This window comes from Alistipes sp. An31A, assembly GCF_002159425.1.
Classification (GTDB): domain Bacteria; phylum Bacteroidota; class Bacteroidia; order Bacteroidales; family Rikenellaceae; genus Alistipes; species Alistipes excrementigallinarum.
This window is the reverse complement of sequence record NZ_NFIO01000002.1, coordinates 125,059-137,881: the sequence shown is the minus strand read 5'-3', so window position 1 is coordinate 137,881 and position 12,823 is coordinate 125,059. Positions and strand designations below refer to the sequence as shown.

9 protein-coding genes are annotated in these 12,823 nt (G+C 63.5%); 5 read left to right on the top strand and 4 right to left on the bottom strand.

What is annotated here, in order from left to right; all coding sequences use genetic code 11:
• Nucleotides 1-282: 282 nt before the first annotated feature.
• On the bottom strand, nucleotides 283-2,916 hold the full coding sequence (locus tag B5F90_RS02580) for a valine--tRNA ligase (protein ID WP_087360881.1): 2,634 nt from the start codon (nucleotides 2,914-2,916) through the stop codon (nucleotides 283-285).
• 114 nt (nucleotides 2,917-3,030) lie between these two features.
• Here B5F90_RS02580 and lon point away from each other — a divergent pair, with 114 nt between their 5' ends.
• The 5 genes from lon to B5F90_RS02555 all read left to right on the top strand — a co-directional run bounded on the left by lon (nucleotide 3,031) and on the right by B5F90_RS02555 (nucleotide 10,816).
• Nucleotides 3,031-5,526 (top strand): endopeptidase La, encoded by a 2,496-nt coding sequence (gene lon, locus B5F90_RS02575; protein WP_239307726.1) that lies wholly within the window; start codon nucleotides 3,031-3,033, stop codon nucleotides 5,524-5,526.
• Between the two features lie 132 nt (nucleotides 5,527-5,658).
• Nucleotides 5,659-6,429, top strand: a complete 771-nt coding sequence (kdsB, locus tag B5F90_RS02570) for a 3-deoxy-manno-octulosonate cytidylyltransferase (RefSeq protein ID WP_087360879.1) — start codon at nucleotides 5,659-5,661, stop codon at nucleotides 6,427-6,429.
• Between the two features lie 489 nt (nucleotides 6,430-6,918).
• Entirely contained in the window at nucleotides 6,919-7,671 is a 753-nt protein-coding gene (kdsA, locus tag B5F90_RS02565; protein WP_087360877.1) for a 3-deoxy-8-phosphooctulonate synthase, read from the top strand.
• A 2-nt stretch (nucleotides 7,672-7,673) separates the two neighbouring features.
• Nucleotides 7,674-8,639, top strand: a complete 966-nt coding sequence (locus B5F90_RS02560; protein ID WP_087360875.1) for a KpsF/GutQ family sugar-phosphate isomerase — start codon at nucleotides 7,674-7,676, stop codon at nucleotides 8,637-8,639.
• Nucleotides 8,640-8,812: 173 nt separating this feature from the next.
• Entirely contained in the window at nucleotides 8,813-10,816 is a 2,004-nt protein-coding gene (locus B5F90_RS02555) for a glycoside hydrolase family 97 protein (RefSeq protein WP_087360873.1), read from the top strand.
• Nucleotides 10,817-10,972: 156 nt separating this feature from the next.
• On the opposite strand, the gene B5F90_RS02550 is transcribed toward B5F90_RS02555, so the two are convergent.
• The 3 genes from B5F90_RS02550 to B5F90_RS02540 form a co-directional block, all read right to left on the bottom strand.
• Nucleotides 10,973-11,173 (bottom strand): helix-turn-helix transcriptional regulator, encoded by a 201-nt coding sequence (locus tag B5F90_RS02550; protein ID WP_087360871.1) that lies wholly within the window; start codon nucleotides 11,171-11,173, stop codon nucleotides 10,973-10,975.
• The gene (locus B5F90_RS02545; protein WP_087360869.1) at nucleotides 11,163-11,609 is read right to left on the bottom strand and encodes a hypothetical protein; all 447 of its coding nucleotides are present in this window, start codon (nucleotides 11,607-11,609) and stop codon (nucleotides 11,163-11,165) included. Before B5F90_RS02545 ends, B5F90_RS02550 begins: the two co-directional genes overlap by 11 nt.
• A gap of 186 nt (nucleotides 11,610-11,795) precedes the next feature.
• Nucleotides 11,796-12,818, bottom strand: a complete 1,023-nt coding sequence (locus B5F90_RS02540; RefSeq protein ID WP_087360867.1) for a beta-eliminating lyase-related protein — start codon at nucleotides 12,816-12,818, stop codon at nucleotides 11,796-11,798.
• Between the last annotated feature and the right edge of the window lie 5 nt (nucleotides 12,819-12,823).

The following is a 12,823-nucleotide window of genomic DNA, read 5'->3' as shown; positions in this document are numbered from 1 at the left end:
CGTGCGGTTGTCTTTTGCTGTTTCGTCGTCTGTCTGTCCAGACAGTCTGTTCTTCGGCCCCGTCTGCCCGTCCGTTGTCTGTCCGGTTGTCTGTCGGACCTTCAGTCCTTCTGTCTTTCAGCCCTTCTGTTTGTCCGTCCGGTTGAGCCCTGTCGCCCCCCCCCATGCGGCCAGCCTTTCGCTGTCCCGGGCAAACCAATGCTCCCCGTCCCTTCGGGGGCGAGGAGCATCCGGTTCTGCGGGCCCGCAGGCGGCATCGGCTGTCGCCCGTTGGTGGGGACCCTATTTCGTCAGTGCGGCGAGCTGTTCGCGCAGCGCGACGATTTTCGCCTCGGCGTCGGCCTGCTTGGCCCGCTCGTTGGCCACCACCTTCTCGGGGGCCGACTGCACGAAGCGCTCGTTCGAGAGCTTCTTCATCACCGAGGCGAGGAAGCCTTCGTAGTATTCGAGGTCATGCTGCAGCTTCGCACGCTCGGCCTCCACGTCGATGCGCCCCTCCATCGGGACGAAGTAGCGCGTCGTCTTGACGATGAATGCCGCGGCCGTGTCGTCCTTCTCGGTGACGCACTTCACCTCGCTCAGGTTGAGCATCTTGACCAGCACCGGAGCATACTCTGCGGGGTAGTTCTCGTCGGCCATCACCTCGAGTCGCAGCGCCTCCTTCTGGGGAATGTTCCGCTGCTTGCGGATGTTGCGGACGGCCGTGATGACCTCCTGCACCAGCTCGAAGCGCGCCAGCAACTGCTCGTCCGCCGCCTCGCCGGCTGCGGGCTGCTGTGCCAGCATGATAGTCTCATCCTCGCGGCGCGGTGCGAGGTGCTGCCAGAGCTCCTCGGTGACGAAGGGCATGAAGGGGTGGAGCAGGCGGAGCAGTTCGTCGAAGAACTCCTTCGTGCGGGCGAGCGTCTCGGCGTCGATGGGACACTGGTAGGCGGGCTTCACCAGCTCGAGGTACCAGCCGCTGAAGTCGTCCCAGAAGAGCTTGTAGAGCCGCTTGAAGGCCTCCGAGATGCGGTAGCTGCGGAAGTCGGCCTCCAGCTCGGTGATGTTGCGGCGCATGATGTTGCGGAACCACTCGACGGCAGCGGCGTTCACCTCGTTCTGTGCGAGCTTCTCGTCGACCTGCCAGCCGTTGACCAGCCGGTATGCGTTCCAGATTTTGTTGCCGAAGTTGCGGCCCTGCTCGCAGAGCGCCTCGTCGAACATCACGTCGTTGCCGGCCGACGAGGACATGAGCATCGCCACACGCATGCCGTCGGCGCCGTACTGCGCGATGAGGTCCAGCGGGTCGGGCGAGTTGCCGAGCTGCTTGGACATCTTGCGGCCGATTTTGTCGCGCACGATGCCCGTGAAGTAGACGTTGCCGAAGGGCTTCTCGTGGCGGTATTCATACCCCGCCATAATCATGCGGGCCACCCAGAAGAAGATGATGTCGGGGCCCGTCACCAGGTCGTTGGTGGGGTAGTAGTATTCGATTTCGGGGTTGTGCGGGTGCAGGATGCCGTCGAAGACCGAGATGGGCCAGAGCCACGACGAGAACCACGTGTCGAGCACGTCGTCGTCCTGGCGCAGGTCGCTGGCCTGGAGCGTGGCGTCGCCCGTCTTGGCGCGGGCCTTTTCGAGGGCCTCCTCGGCCGTCTCGGCCACCACGTAGCCCCCCTTCGGGAGGTAGTAGGCCGGGATGCGCTGACCCCACCACAGCTGGCGCGAGATGCACCAGTCCTTGATGTTCTCCATCCAGTGGCGGTAGGTGTTCTTGTACTTTTCGGGGACGAAGCGGATGGCATCCTCCATGACGGCCTTCGTCGCCGGCTCCGCGAGCTCCTGCATCGAGAGGAACCACTGCATCGAGAGCTTGGGCTCGATGGCGACGCCCGTGCGCTCCGAGTAGCCGACGTTGTTCGTATAGTCCTCGGTCTTCTCGAGCAGCCCGGCCGCGTCGAGGTCCTTCTCAATCTGGCGGCGCACGTCGAAGCGGTCCTGGCCCACGTACATGCCCACCTTGTCGTTCACCGTGCCGTCGTCGTTGAAGATGTCAATCGTCTCGAGGTTGTACTTCTCGCCCAGCATGTAGTCGTTCACGTCGTGGGCCGGGGTGACCTTCAGCGCGCCGGTTCCGAAGTCGATGTCGACATACTCGTCGCGGATGACCGGAATAGAGCGGCCGACCAGCGGCACGATGACGCGTGCGTCGGACGGCAGCGAGGCGTAGCGCGGGTCGTTGGGGTTGACGCAGAGCGCAGTATCGCCCAGAATGGTCTCGGGACGCGTCGTGGCCACGACGATGTACTGCTCCGTGCCCTCAATCTTGTAGCGCAGGTAGTAGAGCTTGCCGTGCGACTCCTTGAAGACCACCTCCTCGTCCGAGAGGGCCGTCTTGGCTGCGGGGTCCCAGTTGACCATCCGCACGCCGCGGTAGATTTTGCCCTTTTCGTAGAGGTCGCAGAAGACGTGGATGACGCTGCGCGTGCGCACCTCGTCCATCGTGAAGCAGGTGCGCTCCCAGTCGCACGAGGCGCCCAGCTTGCGCAGCTGGCGGAGAATCATGCCGCCGTACTTCTCCTTCCACTCCCAGGCGTAGCGGAGGAACTCCTCGCGCGTGAGCTGCGACTTTTCAATCCCCTTTTCGTGGAGCATCGCCACCACCTTGGCCTCGGTGGCAATCGAGGCGTGGTCCATGCCCGGCACCCAGCAGGCGTTGCGGCCCGTCATGCGGGCGCGGCGGATGAGCACGTCCTGCAGCGTGTTGTTGAGCATGTGGCCCATGTGGAGCATGCCCGTGACGTTGGGGGGCGGGATGACGATGGTATAGGGTTGCCGCTTGTCGGGTTCCGAGTGGAAGAAGCGGTGCTGAATCCAGAAGTCGTACCATTTGGCCTCGATATCCTGAGGCGCGTATTTGTCTGCGAGCTGCATGATTCGGTTTTTTACGTGATTTGGACTGCAAAGTTATTAACAATCTGCCAAAGATAAAATAAAATTTCTGAAAAATCGTTACCTTTGCAACCATATATATTTTGTAGGAGAACCATGAACGAAAAAGATAAGAAGATTGAAGCCGTCGAAATCGACGACGTGAACGTTTTGCCCGAGGTACTCGACGGCAAGCATCGGGTCATTCCCATCGTGACGGGTGGCGACGAACCGGTGGAGGAGACCGAAATCCCCGACGTGATTCCGATTCTCACGCTGCGTTCGTCGGTGCTCTTCCCGGGGGCCATCACCCCCATTACGGTCGGGCGCGACAAGAGCATTTCGCTGGTGCGCGCGGTCAATGCCGAGAACGGCATCCTGGGCGCCGTGCTCCAGCGCGAGAGCGAGGTGGAAGACCCCTCGCCCGACGACATGTACAAGGTGGGCACCGCTGCGCGCATCATCAAGATTCTGGAGATGCCCAACGGCAACCTGACGGTGATTCTCAACGGACTTGAGAAGATTGAAATCGGCGAGTATGTCTCGACGGAGCCCTACTTCAAGGCGCGCGTGACGGCGCTGCGCGACACGATGCCCGACGTGCGGAGCATCGAGTTCGAGGCGCTGGTCGACTCGATTCGCGACGTGGCGCTGGGCATCATCAACATCTCGCCCAACATGCCCAAGGAGGCGGCCTTCGCCATCAAGAACATCGACTCGAAGCGGGGCATCATCAACTTCATATGCACCAATCTGGAGCTTTCGGACGAGGACCGTCAGTCGCTGCTTGAGGCTCCGGGTCTGCTGGCGCGTGCCCGCAAGCTGCTCGAGATTCTGATTCGCGAACAGCAGCTGGCCGAGCTCAAGAACGAAATCCAGGAGCGCGTCAAGCAGGAAATCGACAAGCAGCAGCGCGACTACTACCTCCAGCAGCAGATGCGCACCATCCAGGACGAACTGGGCGACGGCGCCGATGCCGACATCGAGCGCATGCGCGAGGAGGCCAAGAAGAAGAACTGGCCCAAGGAGGTGGGCGAAACCTTCGAGAAGGAGCTGCAGAAGGTCGAGCGGCTGAACCCCGCCGTGGCGGAGTACTCGGTCCAGATGACCTACCTCCAGCTGCTTCTGGAGCTGCCGTGGAACGATGTGACGAAGGACAACCTCGACCTGAAGTGCGCCCGCGAGCAGCTGGACCACGACCACTTCGGACTCGAGGAGGTCAAGGAGCGCATCCTCGAGCATCTGGCCGTTATCAAGCTCAAGGGCGACCTCAAGTCGCCGATTCTCTGCCTCTACGGCCCTCCGGGAGTGGGCAAGACCTCGCTGGGCAAGTCGGTGGCGGCGGCGCTGGGACGCAAGTTCGGGCGCATCTCGCTGGGCGGCCTGCACGACGAGTCGGAGATTCGCGGACACCGCCGCACCTACATCGGTGCCATGCCGGGCCGCATCATCCAGACCATCAAGCGGTGCGGTTCGTCGAATCCGGTCATCATTCTCGACGAGGTTGACAAGGTGACGGTTTCGAACCACGGCGACCCCTCGAGCGCCCTGCTGGAGGTGCTCGACCCCGAGCAGAACACCACCTTCCACGACAACTACATCGACATGGAGTACGACCTGTCGAAGGTACTCTTTATCGCCACGGCCAACAACGTGGGCAACATCGCCCCGGCGCTGCGTGACCGTATGGAGATGATTAACATCCCGGGCTACCTGCTCGAGGAGAAGGTCCGCATTGCGCTGGACCACCTGCTGCCCAAGCAGTGCAAGGCGCACGGCATTCCCGACGGAGAGCTGACGCTGACGCCCGAGGTGGTCGAGCAGCTCATCTCGGGCTACACGCGCGAGGCGGGCGTCCGTTCGCTCGACAAGCATCTGGCCAAGCTGGCCCGTGCCCGTGCCAAGCAGATTGCCTTCGACGAGCCCTATGAGGCGGCCATGTCGGCTGCCGAGGTGGAGCGGATTCTCGGCATGCCCAAGTTCCTCCGTGAAGAGTACGAGGTGGGCGGCATGACGGGCGTCGTGACGGGCCTTGCCTGGACCGAGGTGGGGGGCGACATCCTCTACATCGAGTCGTGCCTGACCCCCGGCAAGGGGCGCATCAGTCTGACGGGCAATCTGGGCGATGTGATGAAGGAGTCGGCCACCATCGCCCACGAGTGGGTAATGGCCCACTACGCCGAGCTGGGCATCGACCCCAAGCTCTTCGAGACGAACGACATCAACATCCACGTCCCCGAGGGGGCCATCCCCAAGGACGGACCATCGGCCGGCATCACGATGGTCACCTCGATTGTCTCGACCTACACGGGCCGCAAGGTGAAGGAGCGGATTGCCATGACGGGCGAAACGACCCTGCGCGGCCGCGTGATGCCCGTGGGCGGCGTTAAGGAGAAGATTCTGGCTGCCAAGCGCGCCGGCATCACCGACCTGATTCTCTCGGAGGAGAACCGCAAGGACATCGCCGAAATCAAGCCCGAGTACATCGAGGGGCTGACGTTCCACTACGTGCGGACGAACGACGACGTGCTGCGTCTGGCGCTCGAGCCGGCCGACCCGGCTGCGGCTCCGGTCGCGCAGGCGGCCCCGTCCGCCAAGGAAGCGGAGCGATAGCCGCCGCGGTTCCGGAAGGCTGAGTGCAATCCGGGAGCATGAGCACAAGTTGCGGGACCGGCCGGAGGAGAGGCGCCGACGCGACGCTCCTTCTCGCCGACAGGTTCCGATGAGTTAACCCAATAGAGAACGATGAAGTTTCTTGCAATCATTCCGGCGCGCTATGCGTCGACGCGCTTTCCCGGCAAGCCGCTGGCGGTGCTGGGGGGCAAGCCCGTCATCCGGCGGGTCTACGAACAGGTGACCGATGCGATGGACGACGCCGTGGTGGCGACCGACGACGAGCGGATTTTCGAAGCCGTGCGTGCGTTCGGCGGACGGGTCGAAATGACCTCGCCGAACCACCGGAGCGGTACGGACCGCTGCCGCGAGGCCTTCGACCGCATCTGCGCGTGCGAAGGAGCCTCCTACGACGTGGTGGTCAACGTGCAGGGCGACGAGCCCTTCATCCAGCGCTCGCAGCTCGAGGCCGTCAAGCGCTGCTTCGACCGCCCGGGTACCGACATCGCCACGCTGGTGAAGCCCTTCACCGAGGCGGACGGCCTTGCGGCGCTCGAGAACCCCAATTCGCCCAAGGTGGTGCTCGACCGCGAGTCGAACGCCCTCTACTTTTCGCGTTCGGTGATTCCCTACCTGCGGGGCGTTCCGCGCGAGGAGTGGCTCTCGAAGCACACCTTCTACAAGCACATCGGGCTCTACGCCTTCCGGGCCGAGGTGCTGCGCGCCGTGACGGCGCTGCCGCAGTCGGCGCTCGAACTGGCCGAATCGCTCGAACAGCTGCGCTGGCTCGAAAACGGATATAAAATCGGTGTGGGCATCAGCGACGTGGAGACCATCGGCATCGACACGCCCGAAGATTTGGCGCGCGCCGAGGAGTTCCTGGCCCGGATTGACCGGAGGTAGCGGTCGCTGTCGTTCCCCGGCGGCTTGATTCCGGAGTGTCAATTTCGGAATGGGGTTTCCGGACGGGATTTGTTCCGCGGCATGGTCCCGATTTGTAGCAAATTGGAGGCGTCTCTTCTCCATAAGGGAGTGGAGACGCCTTTTTTGTGCCCGGACCGGACGGGATTGTACGGAATTGGACCGAACCGAACCGGACCGGACCGAACCGGACCGAACCGAACTGGGCTGGGCTGGGCTGGGCGGATGCCGTCTTGTGGCCTTATCGGCAGGGCCGTCGGAACGGTCCTTTTGCTGCACGCTTCGCCGTGCCTTCGCCGTGCCTCCGCCGGGCTCCCGCCGTGCCCCCGCCCGCCGCGCCTCGACTGCTGCGGTGCCTCCTGCTTCGCAGGCGGGTCGGATGCGGCGCGGCAGCACGCTGCGGGTAAAATTACATGCGGAGCGGGGTGAATAAATTTGCCGGATTCGGCTTTTTGTGTTATATTTGTTCCTATGGAAACCAAATTCATCGCTGGTCCCTGCGTGATTGAATCGGCCGAACTGCTCGACGCGGTAGCCGAACGCCTCGTTGCCATCAACCGGGCGCTGGGGACCGACATCATCTTCAAGGCCTCGTTCGACAAGGCCAACCGCACCTCCCTTTCGTCGTTTCGCGGCCCCGGCCTGGAGAAGGGGCTGCAGATGCTCGCCGACGTGCGTGCGAAGTGGGGCCTGCGCCTGCTGACCGACATCCACGAGGCGTGGCAGGCGGCTCCCGTGGGCGAGGTGGTCGACGTGATTCAGATTCCGGCCTTCCTCTGCCGCCAGACCGACCTGCTGGTCGCCGCCGCGCGCACGGGCCGGATTGTCAACATCAAGAAGGCGCAGTTCCTCTCGGGTGCCGACATGCGCTACCCCTACGAGAAGGCCTTCGAGTCGGGCGCCCGCGAAATCTGGCTCACGGAGCGGGGCAACATCTACGGCTACAACAACCTGGTGGTCGACTTCCGCAACATCGCCGACATGCTGCACATTGCGCGCACGGTGGTCATGGACTGCACGCACTCGGTACAGCGTCCCGGAGCGGCGGGCGGAAAGACGGGCGGCAACCGCGAGTTTGTTCCTGCCATGGCGCTGGCGGCCAAGGCCTTCGGTGCCAACGGCTACTTCTTCGAGGTGCATCCAGACCCCGACCGGGCCAAGAGCGACGGCCCCAACATGCTGCCGCTCGGCGAACTGGAGAACGTAATCAAATCTTTGCTGTAAACATGACGGACAACAACAAGTCCCAGATTCTGGAGGTGGCCCGCCGGGCCCTGCATACCGAAATGCTGGCACTCGGCCACCTCGAACAGTCGCTGGGCGACAGCTTCGTGCAGGCCGTGGAGGCGATTCTCGCCAGCCGGGGCAAATGCATCGTGACGGGTATGGGCAAATCGGGCCTCGTGGGGCGCAAAATCGCCGCCACGCTCGCCTCGACCGGTACGCCGAGCTTCTTCCTCCACCCCGGAGAGGCCTTCCACGGCGATTTGGGCATGATTTCGAAGGAGGACATCATTCTGGCGCTCTCCTATTCGGGCGAGACGGACGAAATCCTCAAGATTGTCCCCTTCATCCACACCAACGGCAATACGCTCATCTCGATGACGGGCAACGCCGAATCGACGCTGGCCAAGAATTCGGACATTCACCTCGACGTGCGGGTCGAGGAGGAGGCCTGCATCCTCCACCTGGCCCCCACCACCTCGACCACGGCCCAGATAGCCATGGGTGACGCGTTGGCCGTCTCGCTGATGAAGCTGCGCGGCTTCACGAGCATCGACTTCGCGCGGCTGCATCCGGGCGGAAGCCTCGGCCGTCGCCTGCTGATGACCGTCGGCAACGTGATGCGTTCGCATGACCTGCCCATCGTGGGGCCCGACTGCTCGGCCACCGAGATGATTCACACCATCAGCAAGGGCGGTTTGGGACTCATCATCATCTGCGAGGGCGACCGCGTTGAGGGCATCGTGACCGACGGCGATGTGCGCCGCACGATGGAGCGCCGCCGGGCCGACTTCTTCAACATCCGCGCGGCGGACATCGCCACGCCCAACCCCAAGAGCATCTGCGCCGATGCGAAGCTCATCGAGGCAGAGAAGATGATGACGCGCAACAAGATTACCTCGCTGCTGGTCAACGACGAGGCCGGCAAGCTGGTGGGCGTCATCCAGATTTACGACATCAAGCTCTGACGGCGGTCAAACGCGCCGCAACGCCTTGCAGGCGACCTTCGGATTGTGCACCCGAAGGCCGCCTGCATTGCGGAGAGCCCGGATGCGGGGCCGCCCCATCGACCTTTTCAGCACGCTTCCGGCCGCTCCTTGAGTCGGCTCCGCCAAACCCCGAAACCCGTAACTGCAACACCATGAAAAGAGTCATTTCCCTTTTGCTTCCGCTGGCGGCGGCACTGCTCCTTGCCGCCTGCTCTTCGGATACCTCGCTCAGCTCGCCCGACGGGCGCTATGAACTTCGCTTTGCGCTCGATGCCCGCGGGGGCATGAGCTACACGCTGCTTGCCGACGGTGAGGAGCTGTTGCTTCCCTCGGCCCTCGGCTTCGAGAGCCGCGAGGCGGTGCTCGATTCGGGCTTCCGCATCCGCGGCGTCGAGCGCCGCACTATCGACGAGCAGTGGAGCCAGCCCTGGGGCGAGAACAAGCAGATGCGCAACCACTGCAACGAGATGGCCGTCCGCCTGTCGAACGACACCGGCACGCGGCTCACGATGCGCTTCCGCCTCTTCGACGACGGCGTCGGCTTCCGCTACGAATACGAAGTCCCCGGTGCCGATTCGCTCATCATTACCGACGAGCGGACCGAGTTCCGCTTTGCCGCCGACGGCGACTCGTGGACCATACCGGCCAACTTCGAGACCTACGAACTGCTCTACCGCCATCTGCCGCTCAGCGAGCTGACCGATGCCAATACGCCGGCCACCTTCCACGTGGGGCGGCACTACGGCAGCATCCACGAGGCGGCGCTCTACGACTTCCCCGAGATGACGCTGCTGCGCACCTCGCCGCTCTGCTTCAAGTCGGAGCTGGCGCCTCTTCCCGACGGCACGAAGGCCCGCACGGCGGGCAGCTTCACGACGGCGTGGCGTACGGTGCAGCTGGCCGACGAGGCAGTGGGGCTGATTAATTCGGGGCTGATTCTCAACCTGAACGAACCCTGCAAAATCGAGGACACGAGCTGGATTCGTCCGATGAAGTACGTCGGCGTCTGGTGGGGCATGCACCTCGGTGTCGAGAGCTGGACGATGGACGAGCGCCACGGCGCCACGACCGAGAATGCCAAGCGCTACATCGACTTCGCCGCGGCGAACAACATCCAGGGGGTGCTCTTTGAGGGGTGGAACGAAGGCTGGGAGAGCTGGGGCGGCCGCCAGTCGTTCGACTTCACGCGGCCCTATGCCGACTTCGACATGGATGAGGTGGCGCGCTATGCCGCCGAGCGGGGCATCGAAATCATCGGCCACCACGAGACGGGCGGCAACATCCCCAACTACGAGCGGCAGCTCGGACAGGCGATGGCCTGGTATACGGACCACGGGGTGCACAACCTCAAGACGGGCTACGCCGGCGGTTTCCCCGACGGCTACTTCCACCACAGCCAGTACGGCGTGCGCCACTACCAGCAGGTGGTTGAGACGGCGGCGCGCTACCGCATGACGGTCAACGCCCACGAGCCCATCAAGGATTGCGGCATCCGCCGTACGTGGCCCAACATGATGTCGCGCGAGGGGGCCCGCGGCATGGAGTGGAACGCCTGGAGCGACGGCAATCCCCCTTCGCATACGGTGATGCTTCCCTTCACGCGCCTGCTGGGTGGCCCGATGGACTACACGCCCGGCACGTTCGACATCCTCTTCGAAAATACGCGCAACTCGCCCCGCCGCCGCAAGTGGAACGACCTGGACCAGGGGACGAGCCGCGTCAATACGACCCTCGCCAAGCAGATTGCCAACTGGGTGATTCTCTATTCGCCCGTGCAGATGGCCTCCGACATGATTGAGCACTACGAGGGGCACCCCGCCTTCCAGTTCTTCCGCGATTTTGACGCCGACTGCGACTGGTCGCGTGCTCTGGCCGGCGAACCGGGCGAGTTCGTGGCGGTGGTGCGCCGTGCGGGCGACCGCTACTTCCTCGGTGCTGCGACCAACGAGCAGGCGCGGACGCTGACCCTTCCGCTCGATTTCCTCGAGGCGGGTCGCCGCTACCGCGCCACCATCTACGCCGACGGTGCCGATGCCGACTGGCAGAGCAACCCCACGTCGTACACCATCTCGGAGCGTGAGGTGACGGCAGCCGACTCGCTCGAGGTGCGCATGGCGCCGGGCGGCGGTCAGGCCGTAACCCTTATCCCGATGTAGTCGGGAGATTTGCCTTTGCGTCGTATCGGCCGGCTGCGATGACCCGGCTGCGATGTCCAGTTGCGATACCTTCCGGGTGGCTGAATGAAGAGGTCCCCGCTGCTGCGCAAAGATGCAGCAGCGGGGACCTCTCATATATACGAGCGAGGGGACGGGCTAATCCTCCTCGTCGAGTGTGAAGAGCTCCTCGACCCGCTTTCGGAACTGGCGGGCGAGCTTGAGGGCCAGCAGCGTCGAGGGGATGAACTTCCCGCTCTCGATGGCATTCACCGTCTGGCGGCTTACGCCCACTGCATCGGCCAGCTGTTGTTGGGTCATGCGCACCTCGGCGCGTGCCACACGGATGCTATTCTTCATGTCGGCCCTCCTGTCTGAACCTCCACAGCAGCAGCTGCTCGATGATGAGAAAGAGTACGGGCAGCAGGCAGAGGTTGAAAATCATGAAGTAGAGAAATTCGAAGTCGTAGAGCACGAGGGCGGTTATCAGCGTGAGGCCGAAGGTTGCGTAGAGCGCCCCCAGCAGCGCGTTGAGGCGGATGCGGGCGATGCACTCGTCCTCGATGCGCTCGCGCGAACATGTGATGAAGAGCACTCCGAGCAGAATGCCGAACAGTACGATGTTGTTGCACAGATGGTCGAGCAACTCTCCCCGCGCAACCGCTTCGGGCAGCAGGTACGAAGGGACGCCGTTGAATCCGTCGATTGCCATCAGCAGCCCGAAGAGGGCCGTCGGGATGAAAAGCACCCATCCGATTCTCTTGAACCAATGGGGCAGCAGAAGTGTTTTGTCCATGGTTGTCCTTTTTTGTCGGTGTCGGCAGACCGGCGGAGGTGCGCACTGCTCCCGTCTGCCGTCACAAATGTAAAGTTTATTTTACATTTTGGCAAGTATACGCGACAAAAAATTGCTCGTCGGATGAAAAAAACTCTTTCGCGGAGCAATACTCCGCAATGGGAGGCGGGGCGGAGGCTGCAGCCGTTAGAGCCGGGCAATCAGTTCGTCGACCTGCTGTTCGCCGGTGGCCCAGCTGGTGACGAAGCGGACGACGGACTCCTCCTTGCCGCGGGCACCCCACAGCTCGAAGGTCGCGTATTGGCTCAGACGGTCGATTTCGCTGTTGGGCAGCACGAAGAAGAGCTGGTTGGTCGGCGAGTCGATGTAGGGGCGATATCCCTTCCGGAGCAGCGCCTCCCTGAGGCGGCGGGCCGTCGTGATGGCCTGCCGCGCGATGCGCAGATAGAGCCCGTCGGTGAAGAGCGTCTCGAACTGGAGGCCCAGCAGCCGCCCCTTGGCCAGCAGGGCGCCGTGCTGCTTGACGAGGGTGAAGAAGTGGGGCAGCAGTCCCGGGTGGGCGACGACCGCCTCGCCGAAGAGCAGGCCGGTCTTCGTGCCGCCGATGTAGAAGACGTCGCACAGCCGGGCGATGTCGTGCAGTGAGAGCGTGTTCTCCTCCGCAGCCAGGGCGTAGGAGAGTCGGGCGCCGTCCATGTAGAGCGGAATCGCGTGCCGGCGGCAGACCTCGTGCAGCGCCTCCAGTTCCGTGAGGGTGTAGAGCGTGCCGAGTTCCGTGGGGTGTGAGATGTAGAGCATCCCGGGGGCCACCATGTGCTCGCAGGTCTCGTCGCGGTAGAAGTCGTCGATGTAGCGCTCCACCTCCTCGACCCGCACCTTGCCCTCGTGTTCGGGCAGCGTGAGCACCTTGTGGCCCGCCGCCTCGATGGCACCCGCCTCGTGGACGTTGATGTGACCCGTCGTAGCGGCCAGCACCCCTTCGTGACGGCGCAGCAGGCCGTCGATGACCGTGGCGTTGGTCTGCGTGCCGCCCACCAGCAGGTAGACCTCGGCATCGGGAGCGCCGCATGCCCGGCGGATGAGTTCGCGGGCGTGGGCAGTGTGGGGGTCGAGCCCGTATCCCGGGCTCTGTTCCAGGTTGGTCTCGACCAGACGGCGCATCACCTCGGGATGGGCCCCCTCCATGTAGTCGCAATCGAAATGGAGCATCGTGC

Excerpts from the sequence above, each read along its gene's own strand:
- B5F90_RS02555 (WP_087360873.1), top strand. The coding sequence starts at position 8,813 with ATGAAAAGAGTCATTTCCCTTTTGCTTCCGCTGGCGGCGGCACTGCTC.
- B5F90_RS02540 (WP_087360867.1), bottom strand. The coding sequence starts at position 12,818 with ATGCTCCATTTCGATTGCGACTACATGGAGGGGGCCCATCCCGAGGTG.
- B5F90_RS02550 (WP_087360871.1), bottom strand. The coding sequence starts at position 11,173 with ATGAAGAATAGCATCCGTGTGGCACGCGCCGAGGTGCGCATGACCCAA.
- lon (WP_239307726.1), top strand. The coding sequence starts at position 3,031 with ATGAACGAAAAAGATAAGAAGATTGAAGCCGTCGAAATCGACGACGTG.
- kdsA (WP_087360877.1), top strand. The coding sequence starts at position 6,919 with ATGGAAACCAAATTCATCGCTGGTCCCTGCGTGATTGAATCGGCCGAA.
- kdsB (WP_087360879.1), top strand. The coding sequence starts at position 5,659 with ATGAAGTTTCTTGCAATCATTCCGGCGCGCTATGCGTCGACGCGCTTT.
- B5F90_RS02560 (WP_087360875.1), top strand. The coding sequence starts at position 7,674 with ATGACGGACAACAACAAGTCCCAGATTCTGGAGGTGGCCCGCCGGGCC.
- B5F90_RS02545 (WP_087360869.1), bottom strand. The coding sequence starts at position 11,609 with ATGGACAAAACACTTCTGCTGCCCCATTGGTTCAAGAGAATCGGATGG.
- B5F90_RS02580 (WP_087360881.1), bottom strand. The coding sequence starts at position 2,916 with ATGCAGCTCGCAGACAAATACGCGCCTCAGGATATCGAGGCCAAATGG.